Genomic DNA, 25,269 nt, shown 5'->3' with positions numbered 1-25,269 from the left:
CATGACCACCTACACCGCCGAACAGGTCTCCAATCTCGTCGATGGCAAGCTCGACTGGGACACCACGCTGCGCATGCTGTCGATGCCGAAGGACCCCGAGCGCTTCGAGATGTACCTCGCGGCCCTGCAGAAGAAGCTCGACTGGCCCGACCGCGTGGTGCTGCCGCTCGGGCCGCACCTGTTCATCGTGCAGCGCGCCGACACCAAGCAATGGCGCGTGCGCTGCGACTGCGGCCACGAGTTCTGCGACTGGCGCGAGAACTGGAAGCTGCATGCGCATGTGTACGTGCGCGACAGCGCCGAGGCGATGGCCGAGGTCTATCCCAGGCTCATGGCGCCCGACACGCAATGGCAGGTCTATCGCGAATACATCTGCCCGCAGTGCGCAACGCTGCATGACGTCGAGGCGCCAACGCCCTGGTATCCGGTCATCCACGACTTCGAGCCCGACATCGACGCCTTCTACAAGGACTGGGTGAAGCTGCCGCTGCCCGAGCGCGTGGACTGACGGCGCGAGCGGCGCGCGGCCGCGCGGCAACACGCGCTCCGGCGCATTGCGGCCGCGCCCGCACCGCCGCGTACCGACCGACGAAGCGTCCGCTTTCCGGACGCCCCGACGGCCCGACCGACCGGAAACCGGACGGTCGGGCCGTCGGGGCGTCCGCGTTGCCCAGGGCGCGGCGGCTGGCGCCGGGCTTGCTAGGGCCGCGCGCCACCGTGTTGTCCCCGGCTTGCCCGGCGGGGGCGAACGGGGCGAGCCTCGCGGGCCCGTCGGATGCGGGTGGCGCCCGGCCCGGCCTTGCCGGCGGCGGGCGCCCACGGCGAGCGAAGGAGGCCAGCCCATGTTCTCGAACCCCGACAACGACGCCCTCGTGCGCACCGCCTGGCAGAGCCTGCTGCGCGGCGAACTCGACACCAGCACGCGCCGGCCGATCATCGACGGCTCGTGGCGGCGCTGCCTCGATCTCAAGGTCGATCCGGGCCTCGCCGCCGGCCGCGATCCGATCGGCGCCGACCGTCTCGCCGCGCTGCGTCGTGTCAACGCCGAGCTGCTCGACATGGCGGCGCCGGTGCTCGTCGATGCGCACGCGATGCTGGCCGGTACCGGCACCATGCTCGCGCTGGCCGACACGCGCGGCACCATCCTCAAGCTCGAAGGCGACAACGGCACGATCGACCGCGCCGACAGCATCCGCCTCGTGCCCGGCGTGAACTGGCGCGAGGACGAATGCGGCACCAACGCGATCGGCACCGCGCTCGCGATCGGCGAGCCGGTGCAGATCCACTCTTCCGAGCATTACTGCGAGGGCATCCAGCGCTGGACCTGCGCCGCCACCGTCATCCGCCATCCGCTCGACGGCGAGGTGCTGGGCGTGGTGGACGTGTCGGGGCTGTCGGGCAGCTACAGCCGGCACAGCCTCGCGCTCGTGGTCACGACGGCCAACCGCATCGCGGCGCGCATCGCCGAGCGCGAGATGGAACTGCGCTTCCGCCTGCTCGAACACGCCCTGCCCTGGTTCGCGAGCACGCGCGAGGACGGCGTGGTGGTGTTCGACCGGCGCGGCCATCCGGTCAAGACCAACGGCCGCGAGCGCGACCATGCGGCAGCCTCGGACTGGTGGCGCCTCGGCGGACGGCGCGTCGGCGCGCTGTGCTTCGCGGGCGCGCCCGGCGACGCCGCGCTGCCGGCCTGGATTGACCCGGCGCGCGTGCGGCCGGTGATGGAGAACGGCGAGCGCATCGGCAGCATCGTCACCTTCGCGCCGGCGGCGGGCACGCGGCGGGCGGGCACGGGCGGGGCCGACTGGCGCGAGGCCGCCGCGCTCTGCCGCGGCGAGGCAGCGCAACCCCCGGCCAGCGCGCGCCGCGCCATCGCGGCCGCGTCCGCCATGCCGCCCGGCTTCGAGCACGTCGTCGCGCATGACCCGGCGATGCGCGAGGCGGTCGCGCGCGCGAGCCAGCTCGCCGCCGCGCACGTGCCGGTGCTGCTGCTGGGCGAGACCGGCGCCGGCAAGGAGGAATTCGCGCGCGGCATCCATCGCGCGAGCGCGGTCGCGGCCGGGCCGTTCGTGGCGGTCAACTGCGGCGGCCTGTCGCGCGACCTGCTCACGAGCGAGCTGTTCGGCTATGCCGAGGGCGCCTTCACCGGCGCGCGGCGCGGCGGCATGGTCGGCAAGTTCGAGGCCGCGAACGGCGGCACGCTGTTTCTCGACGAACTGGGCGAACTGCCGCTCGACCTCCAGCCGCATCTGCTGCGGGTGCTGGAATGCGGCGAGATCCACCGCCTGGGGGAGACGCAGACGCGCAAGGTCTCGTTCCGCCTCGTCGCCGCGACCCACCGCGACCTGCGCGCCGAGGTGGCGGCCGGGCGCTTCCGCATGGACCTGTTCTATCGCGTCGCGGTCACGAGCGTGCGCATCCCGCCGCTGCGCGCGCGCCGCGCCGACCTGCATGCGCTTGCAGGCCTGTTCGCCGACCGCTTCGCGCGCGAGCACGGCACCGGCCCGCGCACGCTGGCGCCGGCGCTGCTCGACCTGCTCGCCGCGCACGACTGGCCGGGCAATGTGCGCGAGTTGCGCAACATGATCGAGGGGCTGGTGCTGATGTCGGACGGCCCGGTCATCGACGCCGACGCGCTGCCGCCCGACTGGCGCGCCGAGGCGCTGCCGCTCTCGGGCGCGGCCGGCGGCCCGGCGTCAGCGGGCCCCGCTCCCGGTGCGCCCGGCCCCGACGGCGCCAGCCTCGACCTCGCCGAGCGGCGCCAGATCGAGGCGGTCCTGCTCACGACGCGCGGCAACCTGGCGCGCGCGGCGCGCGAACTCGGCATCGCCAAGAGCACGCTGTACGTGAAGCTCGGCCGCCACGGGCTCGGCGCGCGCGTGGCCGCCGCGCGCGAGGGCGAGGATGGGCAATGAGCCGACGTCGGCACCGGCCTGCGCGGCCGGGACCGGTCCGGCCGACGGGCCGGCAGCCAGTTCGGCCACGCAGTCGCGGAAGCGCCGCATCGCCGTGCCCTCGCGCGCGTCGGCGCGGCGGATGAACAGCGTCGGCGCCTGCGCGATCGCCGGCTCGACCTCGTGCACCACGACCTCGGCCGCCATCGCCGACTGCGCCACCACCTGGCGCGGCAGCAGCGTGAGGCCCACGTCGGCGGCGGTGCAGCCGAGCATGCCTTCGAGGGTGCCGAATTCCAGCCGCTGGAAATTCGGCCGCCCGAGCCGCACCAGCAGATGCTCGAGCCGCTGCCGATAGGCGCAGCCGGCGCGGAACATCAGCGCCGTGACGGGCGCCGGATCGTCGCGCAGCGCGGCCAGCGTGGGCCAGCGCCGCGAAGTCACCAGCACCAGCTCCTCGACCTGCGCCGGCTCGGCCACGAGCAGCGGATGCTCGATCGGCCCGGCCACGAAGGCGCCATCGAGTTCGCCCTCCAGCACCTTGGCCATCAGCTCGGCGGTCGGGCCGGTGCGCACCACCAGCTCGACCGCCGGATGGCGCGCGTGATAGGCCGCGAGCAGGCTCGGCAGCCGCACCGCGAGCGTCGTCTCCATCGCGCCGACCGCGAGCCGGCCGAGCGCCTCGCCGTCGTCGCGCACGGCCAGCGTCGCCTCGCGCACGAGCATCACCGCGCGCGCGGCATAGGGCAGCAGCCGCAGGCCGGCGCTGGTCGGCACCACGCCCCGGCTGTGGCGCTCGAACAGCGCCACGCCCATCTCGTCCTCCAGGCTGCGGATGCGGCTGGTCACGTTGGACTGGACCGTGTGCAGCTCCTTCGCCGCGCGCGTGATGCCGCCGCAGCGCGCGACGGCGGCAAAGGTGATGAGGTCACTGATCTCCACGGCGATTTCCCCTGGCGTTGACGTCGCGCGACGGCGACATGCGGATGCGAGCCGGCCGCGCAGCAAGCGCCGGGCCGGCCGGCGCGCGGGCCGCCCGATGGCGGCAACCGCCACCGCCAGCGGCGGTCGCCGCCTCATTTCGGTGAACCGGTCGCCCCATCGGGGTTCCTGCTGGCTCGGCGATGGTGCCATCTGGAATGCAGATCGCTTCCATCGCGAATAACCGTTTCCCGGCGGGTCACGCGGCTGCCGATGATGCGACGCGACGCCGGGCCAACGGCCGTGGCCGCGTCATCCGCCCTCCTCCCTGCCCCCCATTACGGAGAACTTCCCGATGGAAGAGATCGTCGCCGAGCCGCTCGGCTTCAGCCTTGCCCTCACCGCCGTGCAAGTGGCCGTCTTCTTCGGCTTCATCGCGCTCGGCTGTTTCGCGCCGGCGCTGCTGCGCCTCCCGCTGCCGGGCCTCGGCCTGCCGGCGGCCTTCGTCGCCGGACTCGCGGTGATCGTGACCGGCACCGTGCTCACGGTGCTGTACGTGCTGCGCGTCAACGCGGCGGAGGCCTGAGCCATGAAGCGCTTCCTTCCCTGGCTGCTGGCGCTGCCGGCCTCAGGCGCGCTGGCGGCGCCGATGGCGCTCGGCGCCGCCGGCGCCACCTCGATCGCGCTGTTCGCCGCGGTGATCGCGCTCACGCTCTGCATCACCTGGTGGGCCGCGCGCCGCACCGCGTCGGCGAGCGACTTCTACGCCGCCGGCGGCCGCATCTCCGGCTTCCAGAACGGGCTGGCCATCACCGGCGACGCGCTGTCGGCCGGCGCCTTCCTCGGCCTGACGGCGCTCGTGTTCAACAACGGCTTCGACGGGCTGGTGTACGCGATCGGCTACACGACCGGCCTGCCGATCGTGGTGTTCCTGATGGCGAGCCGGCTGCGGCGGCTCGGCCGCTACACCTTCACCGACGTGGTGTGCGCGCGGCTCGGCGGCGGCGCGATCCGGGTGTTCTCGGCCTGCGCCTCGCTCATCATCGTGGCCTTCTACCTGGTGGCGCAGATGGTCGGCGCGGGCCAGCTCATCGAGCTGCTGTTCGGCATCGGCTACAGCCAGGCCATCGTGCTGGTGGGCGCGCTCATGGTGATGTACGTCGTGTTCGGCGGAATGATGGCGACGACCTGGGTGCAGATCACCAAGGCCGTGCTGATGCTGGGCATCGGCCTGCTCATCACGGCGCTGGTGCTGGCGCGCTTCGACTTCAGCTTCGCGCGCCTGCTCGACAGCGCGGTGAGCCTGCATCCGGCCGGCGCCGCCATCCTCGGGCCGCAAGCGCTTGCACGGGATCCGCTGTCGGGGCTGTCGCTGGGCGTGGCGCTCATGCTCGGCACCGCCGGCCTGCCGCATGTGCTGATGCGCTTCTTCACCGTGCCCGACGCGAAGGCCGCGCGCAGCTCGGTGCTGTGGGCGACGGTGTTCATGAACCTGTTCTACGCGATGATCTTCGTGATCGGCTTCGGCGCGCTCGCGCTGCTGCGCGCCGCGCCGGGCTATCTCGACGCCAGGGGCGCGCTGCTCGGCGGCGGCAACACGGCGGCGCTGCACCTGTCGCATCTGCTCGGCGGCGAGGTGATGTTCGGCGCGGTCTCGGCCGTGGCCTTCGCGACCATCCTCGCGGTGGTGGCCGGGCTGACGCTGTCGGGCGCCTCGGCCATCAGCCATGACATCTGCGGCGCGCTGTTGCGCCGCTTCGTGGCCGACGCCCGCGCCGAGATGCGCGTGGTGCGCATCGCCACCGTGGCGCTCGGCCTGCTGGCGGTGCTGCTGGGCATCGCCTTCCGGGGCCAGAACGTGGCCTACATGATCAGCCTCGCGTTCTCGATCGCCTGCTCGTCCACCTTCCCGATCCTCGTGCTGGCCATTTACTGGAAGGGCCTCACGCCCGCCGGCGCGGTGCTCGGCGGCTGCGTGGGCCTCGGAGGCTCGCTGCTGCTGACCGCGCTCGGCCCGGCCATCTGGGTGAAGGTGCTCGGCCACGCGGCGCCGCTGTTCCCGCTCGACCCGCCGGCGCTCGTCACGGTGCCGCTCGCCTTCGCCGCCTGCATCGCCGGCTCGCTCGCGACGCGCGGCCGGCCGGTGGCCCCGCTCGGCGCGGCCGGCTGATCCCTTTCCCGAACCCGACCCGCACCATGACCGCTTCCCGCCTCCATCCGCACGCCGGTCGCACCGGCGCCTTCGCCGAACTCATGGCCATCCGCGCCGGCGCGCCGATCGCGCCCGGCGAGGTGAGCATCACCGGCCGCGACCCGCTGTTCCGCTCGCCGCTGCGCATCGGCGAGACCTCGGCCGACGTGCTCGCCGCGCGCGCCATCGCCGCCAACGACCTCTGGCAACTGCGCACCGGCGAGCGCCAGAGCCTCTCGATCGACGTGCGCGCCGCCGCCGCGATGTCGCTCGCCGGCGGCGACATGACCCAGCGCCGCGACGAGCACGGCATCTACCGGCCGATCCCGCCCTCGCCCGAGCTGCGCCACATGATCGCGCTCACCCAGCCCTGGCAGGCAGCCGACGGCCGCTGGCTGCTGCCGCACACCAACCTGCCGCATCTGGAGCGCCGCGTGCTCGACGTGCTCGGCTGCGAATCGACGCCCGAGGCGGTCGCGGCCGGCGTCGCGCGCTGGAACGCGGCCGAACTGGAGGACGCGATCGCCGCCGCGCGCGCCTGCGCCGGCCTGGTCCGCACGCCCGACGAATGGCTCGCCCATCCGCACGGCGCCCTGCTCGCCAGCCGGCCCGTGGTCGAGATCACGAAGCTCGCCGACGGCGCGCCCGAACCGCTGCCGCCGGGCGACGAGCCGCTGTCGGGCATCCGCGTGCTCGACCTCACGCGCATCCTCGCCGGGCCGACCTGCGGCCTCGGCCTGGCCGAGCACGGCGCCGACGTGCTGATGGTGACCGCGCCCCATCTGCCCCAGGTGCCGGCCTTCGTGCGCGACACCAGCCACGGCAAGCGCAGCTGCTTTCTCGACATGGACCGGCCCGACCAGGCCGACCGCCTGCGCGCGCTCGTGCGCGAGGCCGACGTGTTCATCGACGGCTACCGGCCGAACCGGCTCGCCGCGCACGGCTTCGGCGTGGACGAACTGGTCGCGCTGCGGCCCGGCCTCGTCCACGTGAGCGTGAACTGCTTCGGCGCCGACGGCCCCTTCGCCGACCGCGCCGGCTGGGACCAGGTGGCCCAGGCCGTGACCGGCATCTGCCATGTGCAGGGCGAGGCGAGCGGCGCCGGCCGGCCCCAGCTCACGCCGGTGTTCATGTGCGACTTCCTCACCGGCTTTCTCGGCAGCTACGGCGCGATGCTGGCGCTGGCGCGGCGCGCGCGCGAAGGCGGCAGCTACCGCGTGCAGGTCTCGCTGTGCCAGACCGCGATGCTGCTGCTGCGCCAGGGCCTGATCGACGACTTCGCCGATGCGCCGGGCGCGCTCGCGCCGGAGGAGTTCGCGGCCTACGCGCTCCGCGACGACGGCAGCTGTTACGGCGACCTGCTCAGCCTCGGGCCGGTGCTGAGGATGTCGCGCACGCCGCCGCGCTGGGCCGGCACCACGCCGGCGCTCGGCAGCGGCAGCGCGAGCTGGCTGCCGCGCGGGCCTGGGGGGTGAGCGAGGGTGCGCGGGTGGGAGCGCATGCGCAATGCTCCCGCGTCCCGCCTCACAGATACCCGCCCTGCATCACCACCGGATGCGCGAGCGCCTCGGCCACCAGATGCAGCCCGGCCGCGCACTGCTCGCGCGTCAGCTGCCCGCCGAGGCACAGGCGGAGCGCGTTGGGCGGCTCGGTGCCGGTGCTGAAGGCCACGGCCGCCACCGCCGGCACGCCGCGCTCGCGCAGCCAGCCCGCCAGCTCGCCGGCCTCGACCGTCTTGGGCAGCGGCAGCCAGAGATGGAAGCTGTCGGCGCGCGGCACATAGCGCTGCGCGGCCAGCTCGGTCTCGGCAATGCGCTGGCGCCGGTTGGCCTCGTCGCGCACCGCGTCGATGAGCGCGTCGGCCGTGCCGTCCTCGATCCAGCGCGAGGCGATCGCGGTGGTGACGGGCGAGGCCATGACGGTGGTCGCGCGCAGCGTGCCTGCAAGCCTTTGCATCTGGCGCTGACCGGGCGCATGCACATAGGCCGTGCGCAGCCCCGCGCCGACGCATTTCGACAGGCCGGTGAGGTACCAGGTCAGCTCGGGCGCGAGGCTGGCGAAGGCGGGCGGCGCCGTGCGCACCAAGCGGCCGTAGGCGTCGTCCTCGATGATCGGCACGCTGTAGGCAAGCGCGATCTCGGCCAGCGCCTCGCGGCGGCTGCGCAGGATGGTGCGCGTGGTCGGGTTGTTGAGCGTCGGGTTGAGGTAGAGCGCCTTGGGCTGGGCCGACTTGCAGGCATCGCGGAAGGCCGCCGGCAGCGGCGCGCCGTCATCGGCCAGCGGCAGCAGGCGCACGCCGAGCTGGGCCGCGATCGCCTTGATGCCCGGATAGGTGAGCGCCTCGACGCAGATCGTGTCGCCGGGCCGCGCGAGCTGGCTCACGAGCGCATGCAGCACCGCATGCGCGCCGGGCGCGACCAGCACGCGCTCGGCGCGCGCCTCGGGAAAGCGCGGCTTCATCCATTGCGCGCCGAGTTCGCGCTCGCGCGGGCTGCCGCCGAAATCCTGGTAGCGCAGCAGCGCATAGGGGTCGGCCTCGCCGAGCGCGGCGGCGGCGCTCGCGCGCAGGCGGGCGACGAGGTTGGCGTCGTCGGGCTCGGGCGGCAGGTTCATCGTCATGTCGGCGCTGTTGCCGTCGCGCAGCGCCATCGCGGGCGCCGGGCCGCGCACGAAGGTGCCGCTGCCCACGCGCGAATCGACGAGGCCGCGCTTGCGCGCCTCGGCCAGGCCGCGCGCGATCGTCGAGTAGTTGAGGTCGAGGTCGGTCGCCATCTCCCGCAGCGGCGGCAGCCGGTCGCCGGGCGAAAGCCGGCCGCTGCGCGCGTCCTCGGCGATGCAGTCCACCAGCGCGAGATAGGCCGGGCCGCTCGCCTCGGCCAGTCGCTGGCGCCAGTGCCGCGTGATCCTGGGCATGGAAGGTCTTTCTCGGGTCATGAAGGGGCGGCTCCGGCGGACGCGAATTGCGTGCCAAATTGATTGCATAGGCTGGCCGGATTGATCGCACATCGATGGCAGAAGATGGCTTCCGGAGGCGGCTTATGCCGACCGGCGGTGCCCATGCCGGCCCCGGCGCCGTGCAGCCCGCCCGCGCGCGGTGCGCCAGCCGAATTGATCGCAGATTGATCTGCCCCGGTGGCGGCGCGCCCGCCACCGGCGCCGGAATTTTTTTTCGGCCGCGCGGCCCGCGCGCCGGCTCGCTCATCGCAGATTGATCGCATCCGGCGGGCAAAGCGATGGCATGCCGGCTGCTGAAGGAGATCACGCCAAACCCGGCGCGAACCCCTCAGGAGAACCCACATGCCCGCAGTCACCAAGCCCGCCAACGTCAAGGGTGAGCACCTCGTCGATTACGAGGAAAAGGTGTTCGAGGACGTCAAGGCGGCGCCCGGCGAGAAGGCGCTCGTCACCTTCCACACCGTGGCCTTCGAAGGCTCGATCGGCTTCGTCAACCTGCTCCAGGCCACGCGGCTGCAACGCAAGGGCTACGAGACCTCGGTGCTGCTCTACGGCCCGGGCGTCACGCTCGGCGTGCAGCGCGGCTTCCCGACGCTCGGCGACGAGGCCTTCCCCGGCCATCAGAACTTCAACAAGCAGATCGCCAAGTTCATCGAGGAAGGCGGCAAGGTCTACGCCTGCCGCTTCGCGCTCCAGGCGCTGTACGGCCATGGCGAGGGCGCGCTGATCGAGGGCATCCGCGCGATCAATCCGCTCGACGTGCTCGACCTCATGCTCATCCACCGCAAGGCCAATGCGGTGATCCTCGACACCTGGACGCTCTGAGGCCAGCGCGATGACGACCCCGCGCATGGTCCGGGCCGCCGCGGTGCAGATCGCACCCGTGCTCGACTCGGCCGACGGCACGCTGGAGAAGGTCTGCGCCGCGATCGACGAGGCCGCCGCGCGCGGCGTCGAGCTGATCGTGTTTCCCGAGACCTTCGTCCCCTACTACCCCTACTTCTCGTTCGTGCGGCCGCCGGTGCTCATGGGCCGCGAGCATCTGCGGCTGTACGAACTGGCCCCGACGGTGCCCGGCCCCGTGACCGACGCGGTGGCCGAGCGCGCGCGCCGCCACGGCATGGTGGTGGTGCTCGGCATCAACGAGCGCGACCACGGCACGCTCTACAACACCCAGCTCGTGTTCGACGCCGACGGCAGCCTTGTGCTCAAGCGCCGCAAGATCACGCCCACCTATCACGAGCGCATGGTCTGGGGCCAGGGCGACGGCGCCGGCCTGCGCCCGGTGGACACGCGCGTCGGCCGTGTCGGCGCGCTGGCCTGCTGGGAGCACTACAACCCGCTCGCGCGCTACGCCCTCATGGCCCAGCACGAGGAGATCCATTGCGCGCAGTTTCCGGGCTCGCTCGTCGGACCGATCTTTGGCGAGCAGATGGATGTGACGATCCGCCATCACGCGCTGGAGTCGGGCTGCTTCGTCATCAATTCGACGGGCTGGCTGCATGACGCGCAGATCGAGAGCATCACCACCGATCCGCAGTTGCAGAAGGCGCTGCGCGGCGGCTGCAACACCGCGATCGTCTCGCCCGAGGGCGTGCATCTCGCGCCGCCGCTGCGCGAGGGCGAGGGCATGGTCGTCGCCGATCTCGACCTCGCCCTCGTCACCAAGCGCAAGCGGATGATGGATTCGGCCGGGCATTACGCGCGGCCCGAACTCCTGTCGCTGCATCTCGACGACCGGCCGGCGCGCGCCCTCGTGCGCGCGAGCGACGCGCCGGCCGCCTTCCCGTCCCCCGATCCCGCAGGAGTGAACCGCCATGAGCCTGACCTTGTCCGCCCCCGACCGGCAGTTGATGACGGAGCTGCAATCCGCCGGCCTGCGGCTGCCTGACGGCGCGCTCGCGGCCGCGAGCCGGCGCGGCGGCGCCGGGCCGTCCGACCATCAGGCGATCACCGTGGACGGCCTGACGCTCATGGTGCCGACGCACACGTCCTCGGCCTGGGCCTCGCCGTTCAGCGCGCGGCGCGACGCCGACGGCCTCGGCACCCTGCTGCGCGAGGGCAAGGCGGTGGCGCGCATCGAGTTCACGCCGCGCGCGCGCTTCGCGGCCTTGCAGACGCTCGATGGCATTCCGTACTCGAAGATCGCCACGCTGCACGGCCGCGACGTGCTCGCGACCACGGTGCTCCAGACCTGCATCCGCTACGAGAGCCGGCGCAAGACCTGCCGGTTCTGCTCGATCGGCCAGTCGCTCGCGGCCGGCCGCACCATCGAGCGCAAGACGCCCGAGCAGCTCGCCGAGGTGGCGCGCGCCGCCGTGCTGCTCGACGGCGTGAAGCACATGGTGCTCACGACCGGCACGCCGCCCACGCCCGACCGCGGCGCCGCGATCCTTTGCGAGAGCGCGTTCGCGATCAAGGCGGCGGTGCCGCATCTGCCGATCCAGGCGCAATGCGAGCCGCCCGACGACGCGCGCTGGTTCGACCGCCTGAGCGCGGCCGGCGTCGACACGCTCGGCATGCATCTGGAGGCGGTCACGCCCGAGGTGCGCGAGCGCGTGATGCCGGGCAAGGCGAGCGTGCCGCTCGACGCCTACTGGCGCGCCTTCGAGCGGGCGGTGGCGGTGTTCGGGCGCGGCCAGGTCAGCACCTATGTGCTCGCCGGCCTCGGCGACAGCCGCGAGGCCATCCTCGCCAGCTGCGAGCGGCTGGTCGGGCTGGGCGTCTATCCCTTCGTCGTGCCCTTCGTGCCGATCGCGGGCACGCCGATGGAAGACCATCCCGCGCCGTCGGCCGGGTTCATGCGCGAGCTGCTTGCGCCGCTCGGCGCGATGCTCGCGGCGGCCGGCCTGCGCGCGAGCGACAGCAAGGCCGGCTGCGGCAAGTGCGGCGCCTGCTCGACGCTTTCGACCTACGGAGGCTGAGATGGCGCGCCTGCATTTCGACCTCGCGCGCGGCCTCGGCGAGCGCGCGCCTGGCGGTGGCGTGGCGGCCGGCTTTTGCGAGCTGCCGCTGGACTGGTCGCCGGCCGAGTTCCGCATCAAGCTCGCGACGCTGCCGTGGGAGCGCGAGGCCGCCCACGCGCTGCGGCGCGCGGTGTTCTGCGCCGAGCAGCGCGTGTTCGAGCACGACGACCGCGACGCGATCGACGAGCACGCCGAGCTGATCGTCGCCACCGCCTGCCTCGCGGGCGAGCCGCAGCAGGTCGTCGGCACGGTGCGCATCCATCGCGCCGCGCCGCGTCACTGGTGGGGCTCGCGGCTCGCGGTGGCGGCCGACTGGCGCCGTCACGGCCGGCTCGGCGCGACGCTGATCCGGCTCGCGGTCACGACCGCCAACGCGCGCGGCTGCGACGAATTCCTCGCCCATGTGCAGGCGCAGAACGAGCCGCTGTTCCGCCGCCTCGGCTGGACCACGCTCGGCCGCGAGACGCTGCACGGCCGCGAGCACTGCCGCATGCGCGCCGACCTCGCGGTCTATCCGCCGCATCCGGCGCCCGAGGCGGGCTTCGTGCTGCGGCCGGGAGCCGGGCGATGAACGCGCGCACCGCCAACGCCCCGCCGGCCGGTGCCGACGCGCCCGCCGACACCCCGCTCGACGCCGCCGCCCTGCAAGCCCTTGCAAGCCGCCTGCGCGCGAGCCGGGGCATGCGGCACAAGACCGACATCGCGGCCGCCGCCGCCGAGCTGGAGCGCCGCCCCGGCCTCGCCGCCGACGACGCCAACGGCCTCGGCGACGACTGCGCCGCGCTGCGCGACCCGACCGGCGACGGCTGGCTGCTGTTCGCGATGGAAGGGCTGGTCGAGGAGCTGGTCGAGGCCATGCCCTGGTTCGCCGGCTATTGCGGCGTGCTCGTCAACGTGAGCGACGTGGCCGCGATGGGCGGCCGGCCGCTCGCCGTGGCCGATGCGCTCTGGGCGCGCGGCGCGCCCCGGGCCGCCGAAATCCTCGCCGGCATGACGGCCGCCGCCGAGGCGCTCGGCGTGCCGATCGCGGGCGGCCACAGCAACTACCGCGCCGCGCGCGACCAGCTCGCGGTGGCGATCGTCGGCCGCGCGCGCCGGCTGCTCACGAGCTTCGACGCCCGCCCCGGCGATGTGCTCGTGATGGCCGCCGACCTGCGCGGCGCCTGGGTCGAACCTTGGCCGTACTGGAACGCGGCCACGACCGCGCCCGGCGAGCGCCTGCGCGGCGACCTCGCGCTGCTGCCCGAACTGGCCGAAGCCGGCCTGAGCCGCGCCGCCAAGGACATCAGCATGGCCGGCATCGCCGGCACCGCGCTGATGTTTGCCGAATGCTCGCGCGTCGGCCTCGCGCTCGATCTCGACGCCGTCCCGCGCCCGCCCGGCGTCGCGCTCGAACGCTGGCTCACCGCCTTCCCGAGCTACGGCTATCTGCTCGCGGTCGCGCCGGCCGACGTGCCGGCCGTCATCGCCCGCTTCGCCGCGCGCGACCTCGCCGCCGCGCCGGTCGGCCGCTTCACCGAGGGCTCGGCGCTCGTGCTCGAAGCCGCGTCCACCGGCGCCAGCGCGCCCTTCTGGGACTGGCGCGAGCAGCCCTTCATCCGGCCGCCCGCGCCGGCGCCGTCGGCCGCCGCGCCTTCCCGGCGCAATGCCGCGCCCGGCTGAACCGCCACCGCCCGCACGCCGCCGCGCCCGCGCGGCCCCACCCGACTTCCCGAATCCGATTACCGCCCCGGAGGCCCGACCCATGCCCACCGTCCACTACCAGCTGCGCTGGCCCGACGGCAGCGTCGCCCGCTGCCACTCGCCGTCCACCGTCATCCGGCACTACCTCGCGCCGCATACCCGCTACCCGCTCGCGCGCTTCATGGAACTGGCGCGCGAGGCCTATCCGCGCGCCTCGGAGCGGGTGCGCGAGGTCTACGGCTACGCCTGCTCCAGCGCCGCCGACCAGCTCGAAGTCCTCGAACGCGAAGCCGCGCGCTTCGCCGACCAGCCCGACGCCGAAGTCGAAGTGCTCGACCTCGCCTGACGCCTACACCCGCACACCACCGCACGACCGCCAGGGAGACCCCACATGACCGCAACCCCCGCCCGCCCCGACCGGGGCCACCTTCCCGTCCTCGTCGTCGGCGCCGGCCAGGCCGGCCTGTCGATGAGCTGGTATCTGCAACGCGCCGGCATCGACCACCTCGTGCTCGAACGCGACAGCGCGATGCACAACTGGCGCGAGCAGCGCTGGGACAACTTCACGCTCGTCACGCCCAACTGGCAGTGCGACCTGCCCGGCCATCCCTATGACGGCCCGGCGCCGCACGGCTTCATGAACAAACGCGAGATCCTCGACTACCTCGACCGCTTCGCGCGCAAGGTCAACGCGCCGCTGCGCGAAGGCGTCGCGGTCGAGAAGCTCACGCCGCGCCGCGACGGCGGCTTCGAGGTCATCACGAGCGACGGCCGCTGGACCGCCGACGAAGTGGTGGTGGCGAGCGGCGGCTACCAGACGCCGATGATTCCGCGCTACGCCGAGCGCCTGCCGGCCGGCATCGTGCAACTGCATTCGGCGCAGTACCGCAACGCGGGCCAGCTGCCCGAGGGCGCGGTGCTCGTCGTCGGCTCGGGCCAGTCGGGCGCGCAGATCGCGGAAGACCTGCATCTCGCGGGCCGCAAGGTGTTCCTGGCCACCGGCGACGCGCCGCGCTGCGCGCGCTTCCATCGCGGCCGCGACGTGGTCGACTGGCTCGCCGACATGGGCTACTACGACCTGCCGGTCGAGCAGCATCCGCTGCGCGAAGGCGTGCGCGACAACACCAACCATTACGTGACCGGCCGCGACGGCGGGCGCGACATCGACCTGCGCCAGTTCGCGCGCGAAGGCATGGAGCTGTTCGGCCCCGCGCTCGATTACGCCGACGGCCTGCTGCGCCTCGCGCCGACGCTCGGGGCCAACCTCGACCACGCCGACGCGGTCTACAACCGCATCAACGCGAGCATCGACGACTGGATCACAAAGCAGGGCATCGTCGCCGCCGAGTCGCCGGGCGCCTACCGCCCGGTCTGGACCCCGCCCACGGAGCGCGAGACGCTCGACCTCGCGGCGGCGGGCATCACGAACGTGATCTGGTCGATCGGCTTCAGCGCGGGCTACGGCTGGATCGACGCGCCGGTGTTCAACGGACGCGGCTATCCGGCCCACCATCGCGGCGTCACGCCCCAGCCGGGGCTCTACTTCCTCGGCCTGCCCTGGCTGCACACCTGGGGCTCGGGCCGGTTCTCGGGCGTGTCGCGCGACGCGGGCTACCTTGCCGAGCGCATTGCCGAGCGGCGCGCCGGATCGCGCGCGGCGGGCCTCGCGCCGGACGAAGCCGGCGCCGCCGACGTGGCGCTCGCGGCATGAGCGGCGGCCCGCGTTCGGTCGGCGCGGACGTGGCGGCATTGCCGGCCACGGCATCGGCGCCAGCACCGGCCGGCCCGGCCACGGCCGTGCGCATCGGCATGCCGCAACTCGCGCACGCAGGGCTGTCCGAGCACTGGCTGCTGCGCGAATGCGGCGACCGCCACTGGTGCGCGCTCGCGGCGCGGCTCGGGCTGGCCGACCCGGTGTTCGCCGACGACGCGGGCCGGACCGCCTACGCCGCCTTCCTCGGGCTGCGGCTCACCGGCGCCCGGCTCGCAGAGGTGCGCGAGCACGACCGGCTTGTGATCGACACCCGGCTGCTGCGGCTCGCGCCGGCGCGCCACCTCAGCGTGCATGGCCTTGCAGTGAATGGCCGCCCGGTCGGCCGGCTGGAGCTGCTCTCGACCTTCGTGCGCCGCGCCGCCGCCGGCGACAACCGCAGCGTGACGCGCGTGAGCGTGCCGGCCGACGCGGCGCTTGACGGGTCTGGCGCGAGCGCCGAAGCCCTGTCCGGCGCCGCCGGTGCCATCGTCCCTGCGACGGCCGGCGCGGACGACGACCGGACCGTGCCCGCCCGACTTCGCGCCGCCGTCCCGCTCGCCGCCCGCGTGCGCGCGCTGCGCGACGGCCTCGACCTCGCCGCCGAAGGCCTCGTCGCACCGACTCAGCCGCGCGAATTCCGCTTCACGCCCTGCCCGCGCAACGACTTCAACGGCGCCGAGTTCCTCTACTTCGCGAGCTTTGCCGCGCTGCTCGACCGCGCCGCCTGGGACTGGTGGCGCGAGCCGCCCGACGTGCTCACCGCCGACCGCGAGATCGCCTTCGCCGGCAACCTCAACGCGGGCGAGACGCTGGTCATCACGCTCGCCGGCCTGCATGCCGCCGGCCCCGCCGCCGGCCATGCCTGCGAGCTGCGCGCGAGCGACGGCCGGCTGCTCGCGCGCGCCCTCACCCGGCGCGCATCCGCGCCGCTCCCGCGCTGCCCCGCCGCCCGCCACGACCTCCAGCCATGATCAAGCCCGCCCGCCCCGGCCGGCCGCGCCGTCGCGCCGGCCTCGACCTCAAGCCCGTCTACACGCCGGCCGACCTCGCCGGCCTGCCCCATCTGCGCGCGCTGCCCGGCGAGCCGCCCTTCCTGCGCGGACCGCATCCGGGCATGTACACCGAGCGCCCGTGGACGATCCGCCAGTACGCGGGCTTCTCCGCCGCCGAGGACAGCAACGCCTTCTTCCGCCGCGCGCTTGCCGAGGGCGGCCAGGGCCTGTCGGTGGCCTTCGACCTGCCGACGCATCGCGGCCATGACGCCGACGATCCGCGCGTCGCCGCCGACGTCGGCCGCGCCGGCGTGTCCGTCTCCTGCGTCGATGACATGGCGCGGCTGTTCGACGGCATCGCGCTCGACCGCGTGTCGGTGTCGATGACGATGAGCGGCGCGGTGCTGCCGGTGCTCGCCGCCTTCATCCTCGCCGCCGAGCGCCAGGGCGTGGCGCCGGCCGCGCTCGCCGGCACGATCCAGAACGACATCCTCAAGGAGTTCCAGGCGCGCAATGCCTACGTGTTCGCGCCCGCGCCGTCGCTGCGCATCGCGCTCGACGTGGTCGAGTGGCTGCAAGCGCATGCACCTCGCTTCAACGCGATGTCGATCAGCGGCTACCACTTCCAGGAAGCGGGCGCCGACGCCGTCACCGAACTGGCGCTCGCCTTCGCCAACGCTCGCGAGTACCTGCGCGGCCTGAAGGCCCGCGGCCATGCGGTCGACGACTTCTGCGGGCGGCTCAGCTTCTTCTTCGGCGTCGGCATGGACTTCTATGTCGAGGTGGCCAAGCTGCGCGCGGCGCGGCTCGTGTGGGCGCGGCTGGTCGAGGCCGAGGGCGGCCGCGATCCGAAGGCGCGTGCGCTGCGCATGCACTGCCAGACCAGCGGCTGGTCGCTCGCCGCGAGCACGCCGCGCAACAACCTCGCGCGTACGACCATCGAGGCGATGGCGGCCGTCTTCGGCGGCACGCAATCGCTGCACACCAACGCCTGGGACGAGGCGCTGAGCTTGCCGACCGACGAGGCCGCCCGGCTCGCGCGCGACACCCAGCACATCCTCCAGCGCGAATCGGGCCTGTGCGACATCGCCGACCCCTGGGCCGGCTCCTACGCGATCGAACGCCTCACCGCCGACCTCGCCGCCAGCGTCGAGGCCGAGCTGGCCGCGATCGAGGCCGGTGGTGGTGTGCTCGCGATGACGCTCGACGGCCGCATCGCGGCGCGCATCCGCGCCAGCGCCGCCGCCGTCCAGGCCGAGATCGACAGCGGCCGGCGCGTCATCGTCGGCAGCGAGGCTCCGGCCACCACCCGCCACGCCCCGCGCCCCTTCGACGCCACCGCCCTCGCCCGCCGCCGCGCGCGCGACCTCGCCCGCGTCCGCCTCGCGCGCGACCCGGGCGCCTATGCCCGCGCGCTCGCCGCGCTGACGGCCGCCGCGCGTGACGGCGGCAACCTGCTCGCCGCGACGCTCGACGCGATGCGCGCCGGCGCCACGGTCGGCGAATGCACCGCCGCGCTCGAAGCCTGCTGGCCGCGCCACCAGCCGCCCGCGCCGCCGGTGCCACGCGGCTATGCCGACACCCGTCCCGCCGATGACGCCGGCTGGCAGGCCGCCCGCGCCAGCGTCGCCGACTGGCGCCGCGCCCACGGCCGCGCGCCGCGCATCGCGCTGCTCAAGCTCGGCCAGGACGGCCACGATCGCGGCCTGCTCGTGCTCGCGTCGGCGCTGACCGCCGCCGGCTTCGAGGTGGCCTGCGGGCCGCTGTTCACGAGTCCGGCGGAAGCAGCCGGGTTCGTGCGCGCGCAAGGCGCGGACCTCGCGGGCGTGTCGTCGCTCGCGGGCGCGCACGAGGCGCTGATCGGTGAACTGCTGCCGCTGCTGCCGGCCAGGCTGCCGCTCGTGGCCGGCGGCGTCATCCCCGAGGCCGACGCCGCGCGGCTTCGTGCGCGCGGCGTGGCGCGGGTGTTCGGTCCGGGCAGCGCGATCGACGCGATCGTTCCGGCGCTGGTGGAGCTGTGCGGGGCGATGGCGCTGCCAACGCCCGCGGAGCGTCGGGGCTGAGGACAGCCACGGCGCGCATCCTCCGCCTGCCGGCGCATGCGCGAAGCCGGGTGTCGCTTCGGCCGCGCGCCGTCTGCCCCGATGGCGACGCGCCGGTGTCAGGCCCGAACAGCGGCCGTCGGGGCCACCGCGAGGTCGAAGAAGCTCGTCGCCTCCAGGTCGAGCACCTCGCGGCCGTCGTCGGCGAGCAGGCGCCAGCGCCAGCGCACGATGCCGATGTGCGGCTTGCTGGCCGACACGCGCGCGTCGATCACGTCGGCGCGGAAGCTGAGACGGTCGCCCGCGCGCACCGGCGAGGGCCAGCGCAGCCAGGCGAGGCCAGGCGAGCCGAAGCTCTCCGAGTCGTGCAGCACGGCCTCGGTCGCCATGCGCATCGCGAGGCCGCAGGTCTGCCAGCCGCTTGCGATCAGGCCGCCCCAGCGGCCGGTGCGGGCGCGCTCGGCATCGACGTGGAACCACTGCGGGTCGTACTGGCGCGCGAAGGCGAGCATCTCGGCTTCGGTGAGCGAGGCCGGGCCGTGCTCGATGACCTGGCCGGCGTGGAGGTCGGCAAATTTCATGGGGCTTCCTGGAGGGTGGGTCGCGGTCCGGCCGCGCCGGCTCGCCGTCGCATGCCGGTCGCCGGCGCGGACGCGCTTGCGCGCGGTCAGTCGGGCACGCGGCCGAACGCCGGCGCGCGCCGCTCGTTCAGCGCCGCGAGCCCTTCGCGCACATCGGCGCCGGCAAAGCCGAGAATTTCCAGCGCGAGCGAATGCTCGAAGGCCGGCAGCGCGGCGCGCAGCCAGTGGTTGAGCGTGCGCTTGGTCCAGGCGATGGCGGTCGGGCTCGATGCTGCAAGCCTTTGCGCGATGCCGAGCGCGGTCGCGTCGAGCGCGTCGACCTCGACGCAGCGGCTCACGAGGCCGATGCGCTCGGCCTGCTCGCCGGTGAGCGTGTCGCAGAGCAGCAGCGCGTCCTTGGCGCGCGCCATGCTCGTCAGCAGCGGCCAGATCGCGACCGCGTGGTCGCCGGCCGCGAGGCCGAGCTTGGTGTGGCCGTCGATGAGCCTGGCGCCGCGCGCCGCGACCGAGATGTCGGCCAGCAGCGCGACCGCGAGGCCCGCGCCGACCGCCGCGCCGTTGATGGCCGAGACGATGGGCTTGTCGCAATCGATCATGCCGATCACGAGTTCGCGCGCCTCGCGCATCACGCGCAGCCGGTCGGTCTGGTGCTCGACCATCGCCGCGACGAGCTCGGGTGTGCCGCCGGCGCAGAAGCCCTTGCCCGCGCTGCGCACGAGGATGGCGCGCACGCGCTCGTCGGCGTCGAGCACGCGCCAGACGCGGGCCAGTTCGGCATGGCCGCGCGCGTCGGTGACGGGCATCGCGCCCGGCGCGCCGAGGATGACGTGGGCGATGCCGTCGGCGTCGAGTTCGACGCGGAAGTCGGTGGTGTCGAAGGGGATGGCTTGCGGCGTGGTGTCGGCGTCGCGGTTGGCTGCAAGCGTTGTCATGCCGCCGCCCTCCCCGCCCAGGCGCGCTCGCGCAGCCAGGGGCTGACGCGGTAGCGCTCCGAGCCGGTCGCCGCGCCGATCGCGTCGAGCAGGCCCACGACGTTGCCGACGCCGAGCCGCGCGAGCCATTCGAAAGGCCCTGCGGGATAGTTGGTGCCGAGCTTCATCGCGGTGTCGGCGTCGGCGGCCGAGCACACGCCCTGCTGCACGGCGTCGGCGGCTTCGTTGACGAGCATCGCGACCGTGCGCGCGACGATCAGGCCCGGCGCGTCGCCCGTTTCGGTCGCGTCGAAGCCCGCCGCCGCGAGCACGGCCCCCGCGAGCGCGCGCTGCTCGGCCGAGCAGGCGGGCGCGAAGGCGACGGCAAGTACGGGCCGGCCCTCGGCGGGCGTGGCGAGCGGCAGGTCGAACACGGCGGTGGGCGGATGCGAATCGTCGGCGGCGCGCTGCGCGGCCGGGCGGCCGTCGGTGAGCCAGAGCCGCAGGCTGCCGGCGATGACGCCGACCGGCTCGCCACCCGCCACGGCCGTGCCCGCCGCGACGCCGGCGAAGGCGGCGCCCGCGCTCGACGTGGCGGTGGCGGAATCGCGCACGACCATGCAGCCGGCTGCGTGCAGCGAAGTCGCAAGCCGCTCGGCCAGTTCGCCGCCGCCGCGCACGACCACGCGCGCGGGCAGGCCGGCTGGCGATGACTCGGGATGGGCACCGTTCGCCGCGCCGGCATCAACGCCGTTCGACACGACGCCCGCCAGACCCGCCGACGCGGTTACCGCCTGCATCACCCCGCCCTCGCCGTAGCGATAGAAGCCCTGCCCCGTCTTGCGCCCGAGCATCCCGCCATCGACCAGCTCGCGCTGCACGATCGACGGCACGAAGCGCCGGTCGGCATGGAAGGCCTCGAACACCGACGACGTGACCGCGAAATTCACGTCATGCCCGATCAGGTCCATCAGCTCGCACGGCCCCATGCGGAAGCCCGCCGAGCGCAGCGCCGCGTCGATCGCGTCCGGCGTCGCACGCTGCTCCTGCAACAGCAGCAGCGCCTCGGCATAGAAGGGCCGCGCGATGCGGTTGACGATGAAACCCGGCGTCGAGCGCGCGCGCACCGCCGTCTTGCCCCAGGCGCCTGCAAGCGCATGCAGCCGGTCGGCCACGTCGGGCGCGGTCGCGAGGCCGCTCACGACTTCCACCAGCTTCATGAGCGGCACCGGATTGAAGAAGTGCAGCCCCGCGACCCGCTCCGGATGCGCGAGCCCGCGCGCGATCGCGGTGACCGAGATCGACGAAGTGTTGGTGGCGAGGATCGCGTCGGGCGCGACGATGGCCTCCAGCTCGCGGAACAGCGCGTTCTTCACGTCGAGCCGCTCGACGATGGCCTCGACCACGAGACCGCAATCGGCCAGCTCGGCCAGCGAGGCGGCGGGCATCAGGCGCGCGACCGCGTCCGCCGCCGCGTCGGCCGGCATCTTTCCCTTCGCGACGAGCGCGCCGAAGGTCTTGCCGAGCTTCGCGACCGCCTCGGCCGCCGCGCCGTCGCGCGCATCGTGCACGCGCACCGTGTGGCCGGCCGCGGCCGCGATCTGCGCGATGCCCGCGCCCATCGTGCCGGCGCCGATCACGCCGACGACGAGCGCGCTGGCCTTGTCGGCAGGCTTCTCGGCCGGCACGCCGGCGGCCCGTTCGGCGAGCGAGAGTTGCGTTGCGATGGCGGGGGCATTCATGCGCGGCTCCAGGCGGCGGGCCGCTTGTCGAAGAAGGCGGCGAAGCCCTCGCGCGCCTCGTCGGTCGAGCGCACGCGGGCGATCGTGGCGGCGGTCAGCTCGCGCACGGCGGGCGTGACCGGGCCGACCTCCAGCTGCGCGAACAGGCGCTTGATCTCGCCTTGCGCGGCCGGGCCGTTGCCGAGCAGTTCGAGCAGCACGGCGTCGATCGCGGCGTCCAGCTCCTCGGCCGGTACCGTGCGGTGCACGAGGCCCATCGCCCGCGCCTCGTCGGCCGTGACCTGGGTGGCCGTGAGCGCGAGCCGCCGCGCCTGCCGCACGCCGACCGCGTTCACCACATAGGGGCCGATGACGGCCGGCAGGATGCCGAAGCGCGCCTCGCTCACGGCAAAGCGCGCATGCGAAGCGGCCACGACGATGTCGCAGGCGGCCATGAGGCCCACGCCGCCGCCGAAGGCCGAGCCCTGCACGCGGGCGACGGTCGGCTTCGGGCATTCGGCGACGGCCCGCATCATGTCGGCGAAGCGGCGCGCGTCGGCGAGGTTGGCGGCCTCGTCCTGGGCTGACTGGCGCTTCATCCATTGCAGGTCGGCGCCGGCGCTGAAGGCCTTGCCGCGCCCGCAAAGCAGGATCACGCGCACATCCTCGCGCCGGCCGAGCGCGTCGAAGCTCTCGGCCAGCTCGCCGATCATCGTCTCGTTGAAGGCGTTGAACACCTCGGCCCGGGCCATCTCCAGCCGGGCCACGCCGCGCGCATCCACGTCGAGCGCGAGTGTCTCCATCGTTGTCTCCCGGCCGCGCGCGGTTCGCGCCTTCGCGCGGCCTTCCTGGTGGTGGGTCGTCAGTAGGTTTCGAGATGGATGCGGCCCTCGGCCTGCATCGCCTGCGCGGTCGCGCCCCAGTCGAGGCCGTGGGCGGCGCAGATGTCGCGCAGCGCGTCGAGCACGCCGGCTTCCATGCCGCGCAGGCCGCACACATACAGATGCGTGTCGCCCGAGCGCAGCAGCGCGGCCACGTCGGCCGAGCGTTCGCGCAGCCGGTCCTGCACATAGCGGCGCGGTTCGCCGGGCGCGCGCGAGAGCGCGAGGTTCACGTCGATGAAGTCCTTCGGCAGCTTCATGAGCGGGCCGAAGTAAGGCAGCTCGGCCTCGGTGCGCGCGCCGAAGAACAGCATCAGCCGGCCGCTCGCCTTGGCGCCGAGGCGACGGCGATGCTCGGTCATCGCTCGCATCGGCGCGGCGCCGGTGCCGGTGCAGATCATCAGCAGGTTCGAGCCCGGATGGTTCGGCATCAGGAAGCTGCTGCCGAAGGGGCCGATCACCTGCACCTTATCGCCCTTCTTGAGGTCGCAGAGGTAGCTGGAGCACACGCCGCGCACCGGCCGGCCTTCATGGTCGGTCGTCACGCGCTTCACGGTGAGCGACAGGTTGTTGTAGCCCGGCCGCTCGCCGTCGCGCGGGCTGGCGATGCTGTACTGGCGCGCGTAATGGGCGCGGCCGCGCTCGTCGGTGCCGGGCGGGATCACCGCGATCGACTGGCCCTCGAGCACCGGGAAGAACTGGGTGCCGAAGTCGAGCACGAGGTGATGCACGTCGCTGTCGCAGTCCTCGCCCGTGACGCGGTAGTTGCCGGCGACGGTCGCGATTGCCGGGCGTTGCTGCGTGTAGAGGTTGATGTAGGGATGCGCGGCCGACCACGGCGCGTGGCGCGAAGTCTTTGGCTCGTCCTGCAGCTGGGCGAGGGCGACCGGCTCGGCAGCGGGCTCGATCGCGGCGCCGTCCACGTCGGTGGGTGGGTTGTCCGGCGGCAGTTCGTCCCACGCGTACTGGTCGGCGAGGCTGAAGGCCTGGGCCTTGAGCACCATGCGCCAGTTGTCGATCGCGCCCGTCGGGCAGGGCGAGATGCAGGCGCCGCAGGCGTTGCACACGTCGGCCTTCACCACGTAGTTGCGATCGTCGTGCTCGATCGCGTCGATCGGGCAGGTGTCCTCGCAGGTGTTGCAGCGGATGCAGATCTCGGGGTCGATGAGGTGCTGGCGCAGCACTTCGGGCAGGGGAGCATTCATGGCCGTGTCCCGGGGAAAAAACGCCGGACCGCGTGGAGACGATCCGGCCAAACGGCTGTCGAAGGGAGACGCCGATCAGTTGAAGCGCACGTACTCGAAGTTGACCGGCTGCTTGTTGATGCCCATGACCGGCGGCGCGATCCAGTTGGCGAACTTGCCCGGCTCGGTCACGCGGCCCATGAGCGAGGCGACGTAGGCGCGGTCTTCGGCGCTCGGCAGCCAGTCGTTGACGTTGGCGAGCCATTCGGCCTCGCTCACCACGCGGCCGTCCGGCGCCACGCGCACGCCCGACAGCGCGCCGATGCGGCGGTTGAAGGCCTTGTGCGGCGTCTTGAGGCGGAAGGGAATGCCGGCCTTCTCGATCACGCGGTTCCAGCGGCCGACGCCCGATTCGCTGTCCTTGATGTAGTCGTCGCGCAGCACTTCGTTCAGCGCGTTGAGCATCGGCACTTCCTTCTCGGCGAGCTTTCCGTCGAGCTCCTGGAGCACCTTGTACGAGGCGGTCTGCAGGCGATGGTCGTCGTCGCGCTTGGTTTCCTCGAAGCGGCCCTTGAGGCCCGAGTTGTAGAAGATCGCGGCGTTGCTCGACTCGTCGGCGCCGAACAGGTCGATCGTCACGCTGAAGTGGAAGTTCAAATACCGTTGAAGGGTCGGCAGGTCGATCACGCCGGCGGCGCGCAGCTTGGCCACGTCATCGGTCTTGAGCTGGTTCATCACGTCGACCGTGCGCTGGATGACGCGCGACACGCCCGACTCGCCCACGAACATGTGGTGCGCTTCTTCGGTGAGCATGAACTTGGTCGTGCGCGCGAGCGGGTCGAAGCCCGACTCGGCCAGGGCGCAGAGCTGGAACTTGCCGTCGCGGTCGGTGAAGTAGGTGAACATGTAGAAGCTCAGCCAGTCGGGCGTCTTCTCGTTGAAGGCGCCGAGGATGCGCGGATGGTCCTGGTCGCCCGAGCGGCGCTCCAGCAGCGCATCGGCTTCCTCGCGGCCGTCGCGGCCGAAGTAGCGATGCAGCAGATAGACCATCGCCCAGAGGTGGCGGCCTTCTTCCACGTTCACCTGGAACAGGTTGCGCAGGTCGTAGAGCGAAGGCGCGGTCAGGCCCAGATGGCGCTGCTGCTCGACCGAGGCCGGCTCGGTATCGCCTTGCGTGACGATGATGCGGCGCAGGTTGGCGCGGTGCTCGCCCGGCACTTCCTGCCAGGCTTCCTCGCCCTTGTGCTCGCCGAAGTTGACCTTGCGGCCCTCCTCCTTCGGGTTGAGGAAGATGCCCCAGCGGTAGTCCGGCATCTTGACGTGACCGAACTGCGCCCAGCCCTGGGGATCGACGCTCACCGCGGTGCGCAGATAGACGTCGAAGTTGTGCGAGCCGTCGGGGCCCATGTCGCCCCACCAGTCGAGAAAGCCGGGCTGCCAGTGTTCGAGCGCGCGTTGCAGCGTGCGGTCGCTGGACAGGTCGACGTTGTTGGGGATGCGTTCGCTGTAGTCGATGGAAACGGCGGACATGAGGGTCTCCGATGCTCGTGATGGCTGGCCGGCGCGGCGGACGCCGGCCGGGTGCTGCGATTGT

The 25,269-nt window shown here is 73.2% G+C and carries 21 protein-coding genes and 1 pseudogene; 14 read left to right on the top strand and 8 right to left on the bottom strand.

Annotated features, from left to right (window positions below; translation table 11 throughout):
* The first annotated feature begins 1 nt into the window (after nt 1).
* Nucleotides 2-508 (top strand): acetone carboxylase subunit gamma, encoded by a 507-nt coding sequence (locus tag H566_RS0113030; RefSeq protein ID WP_028311790.1) that lies wholly within the window; start codon nt 2-4, stop codon nt 506-508.
* A gap of 334 nt (nt 509-842) precedes the next feature.
* Nucleotides 843-2,915 (top strand): sigma-54-dependent Fis family transcriptional regulator, encoded by a 2,073-nt coding sequence (locus H566_RS0113025; protein ID WP_028311789.1) that lies wholly within the window; start codon nt 843-845, stop codon nt 2,913-2,915.
* 69 nt (nt 2,916-2,984) lie between these two features.
* On the opposite strand, the pseudogene H566_RS24905 reads toward H566_RS0113025, so the two are convergent.
* Nucleotides 2,985-3,974 (bottom strand): annotated as a pseudogene (locus H566_RS24905) (LysR family transcriptional regulator); the annotation flags it as partial.
* 196 nt (nt 3,975-4,170) lie between these two features.
* Here H566_RS24905 and H566_RS0113015 point away from each other — a divergent pair.
* Genes H566_RS0113015 through H566_RS0113005 form a run of 3 tightly spaced genes read left to right on the top strand, consistent with a single transcriptional unit; the run spans nt 4,171 to nt 7,481 of the window.
* Nucleotides 4,171-4,401, top strand: a complete 231-nt coding sequence (locus H566_RS0113015; RefSeq protein ID WP_051378710.1) for a DUF485 domain-containing protein — start codon at nt 4,171-4,173, stop codon at nt 4,399-4,401.
* 3 nt (nt 4,402-4,404) lie between these two features.
* A complete protein-coding gene (locus H566_RS24900) occupies nt 4,405-5,985 on the top strand; it encodes a sodium:solute symporter family transporter (protein WP_084545059.1) in 1,581 nt (526 codons plus the stop codon).
* Between the two features lie 26 nt (nt 5,986-6,011).
* Entirely contained in the window at nt 6,012-7,481 is a 1,470-nt protein-coding gene (locus tag H566_RS0113005; protein WP_028311787.1) for a CoA transferase, read from the top strand.
* Between the two features lie 49 nt (nt 7,482-7,530).
* On the opposite strand, the gene H566_RS0113000 is transcribed toward H566_RS0113005, so the two are convergent.
* Nucleotides 7,531-8,919 carry an aminotransferase-like domain-containing protein gene (locus H566_RS0113000; protein ID WP_028311786.1) on the bottom strand — a complete coding sequence of 463 codons (1,389 nt, stop codon included), beginning with the start codon at nt 8,917-8,919 and terminating at the stop codon, nt 7,531-7,533.
* A 384-nt stretch (nt 8,920-9,303) separates the two neighbouring features.
* On the opposite strand from H566_RS0113000, the gene H566_RS0112995 reads away from it, so the two are divergent.
* The 9 genes from H566_RS0112995 (at nt 9,304) to H566_RS24885 (ending at nt 18,418) form a co-directional block, all read left to right on the top strand.
* The gene (locus H566_RS0112995; RefSeq protein ID WP_028311785.1) at nt 9,304-9,786 is read left to right on the top strand and encodes an MSMEG_0572/Sll0783 family nitrogen starvation response protein; all 483 of its coding nucleotides are present in this window, start codon (nt 9,304-9,306) and stop codon (nt 9,784-9,786) included.
* A gap of 10 nt (nt 9,787-9,796) precedes the next feature.
* Complete coding sequence (locus H566_RS0112990; RefSeq protein WP_028311784.1) at nt 9,797-10,852, top strand: Nit6803 family nitrilase; 1,056 nt, start codon at nt 9,797-9,799, stop codon at nt 10,850-10,852.
* A complete protein-coding gene (locus H566_RS0112985; protein WP_028311783.1) occupies nt 10,815-11,885 on the top strand; it encodes an MSMEG_0568 family radical SAM protein in 1,071 nt (356 codons plus the stop codon). The genes H566_RS0112990 and H566_RS0112985 overlap by 38 nt, the downstream gene beginning before the upstream one ends.
* Before the next feature lies 1 nt (nt 11,886).
* Nucleotides 11,887-12,498: an MSMEG_0567/Sll0786 family nitrogen starvation N-acetyltransferase gene (locus H566_RS0112980; RefSeq protein WP_084545058.1), complete on the top strand. Its 612-nt coding sequence runs from the start codon at nt 11,887-11,889 to the stop codon at nt 12,496-12,498.
* Complete coding sequence (locus H566_RS24895; protein ID WP_084545057.1) at nt 12,495-13,589, top strand: sll0787 family AIR synthase-like protein; 1,095 nt, start codon at nt 12,495-12,497, stop codon at nt 13,587-13,589. The genes H566_RS0112980 and H566_RS24895 overlap by 4 nt, the downstream gene beginning before the upstream one ends.
* 82 nt (nt 13,590-13,671) lie before the next feature.
* The gene (locus tag H566_RS0112970; RefSeq protein WP_028311781.1) at nt 13,672-13,956 is read left to right on the top strand and encodes an MSMEG_0570 family nitrogen starvation response protein; all 285 of its coding nucleotides are present in this window, start codon (nt 13,672-13,674) and stop codon (nt 13,954-13,956) included.
* Between the two features lie 45 nt (nt 13,957-14,001).
* Nucleotides 14,002-15,321: an MSMEG_0569 family flavin-dependent oxidoreductase gene (locus H566_RS0112965; RefSeq protein ID WP_028311780.1), complete on the top strand. Its 1,320-nt coding sequence runs from the start codon at nt 14,002-14,004 to the stop codon at nt 15,319-15,321.
* Entirely contained in the window at nt 15,318-16,334 is a 1,017-nt protein-coding gene (locus tag H566_RS24890; RefSeq protein ID WP_051378709.1) for a Pnap_2097 family protein, read from the top strand. Before H566_RS0112965 ends, H566_RS24890 begins: the two co-directional genes overlap by 4 nt.
* On the top strand, nt 16,331-18,418 hold the full coding sequence (locus H566_RS24885) for a methylmalonyl-CoA mutase family protein (protein ID WP_051378708.1): 2,088 nt from the start codon (nt 16,331-16,333) through the stop codon (nt 18,416-18,418). The genes H566_RS24890 and H566_RS24885 overlap by 4 nt, the downstream gene beginning before the upstream one ends.
* Before the next feature lie 98 nt (nt 18,419-18,516).
* On the opposite strand, the gene H566_RS0112950 is transcribed toward H566_RS24885, so the two are convergent.
* From H566_RS0112950 to boxB, 6 genes are all read right to left on the bottom strand, one after another.
* On the bottom strand, nt 18,517-18,978 hold the full coding sequence (locus tag H566_RS0112950) for a MaoC family dehydratase (protein ID WP_028311779.1): 462 nt from the start codon (nt 18,976-18,978) through the stop codon (nt 18,517-18,519).
* Nucleotides 18,979-19,064: 86 nt separating this feature from the next.
* Nucleotides 19,065-19,910, bottom strand: coding sequence for an enoyl-CoA hydratase/isomerase family protein (locus H566_RS0112945; protein ID WP_084545056.1), 846 nt, complete (start codon nt 19,908-19,910; stop codon nt 19,065-19,067).
* A complete protein-coding gene (locus H566_RS0112940; protein ID WP_084545055.1) occupies nt 19,907-21,631 on the bottom strand; it encodes a 3-hydroxyacyl-CoA dehydrogenase NAD-binding domain-containing protein in 1,725 nt (574 codons plus the stop codon). The genes H566_RS0112945 and H566_RS0112940 overlap by 4 nt, the downstream gene beginning before the upstream one ends.
* Complete coding sequence (locus H566_RS0112935) at nt 21,628-22,413, bottom strand: enoyl-CoA hydratase-related protein (RefSeq protein WP_028311776.1); 786 nt, start codon at nt 22,411-22,413, stop codon at nt 21,628-21,630. The genes H566_RS0112940 and H566_RS0112935 overlap by 4 nt, the downstream gene beginning before the upstream one ends.
* Before the next feature lie 59 nt (nt 22,414-22,472).
* Nucleotides 22,473-23,696: a benzoyl-CoA 2,3-epoxidase subunit BoxA gene (gene boxA, locus H566_RS0112930; RefSeq protein WP_028311775.1), complete on the bottom strand. Its 1,224-nt coding sequence runs from the start codon at nt 23,694-23,696 to the stop codon at nt 22,473-22,475.
* Nucleotides 23,697-23,771: 75 nt separating this feature from the next.
* A complete protein-coding gene (boxB, locus tag H566_RS0112925) occupies nt 23,772-25,205 on the bottom strand; it encodes a benzoyl-CoA 2,3-epoxidase subunit BoxB (RefSeq protein ID WP_028311774.1) in 1,434 nt (477 codons plus the stop codon).
* Nucleotides 25,206-25,269: the final 64 nt, after the last annotated feature.

The organism is Derxia gummosa DSM 723 (assembly GCF_000482785.1).
Lineage (GTDB): Bacteria > Pseudomonadota > Gammaproteobacteria > Burkholderiales > Burkholderiaceae_E > Derxia > Derxia gummosa.
Note: the sequence above shows the minus strand (reverse complement) of the source record. Positions and strands in the feature narration are given on the sequence as shown.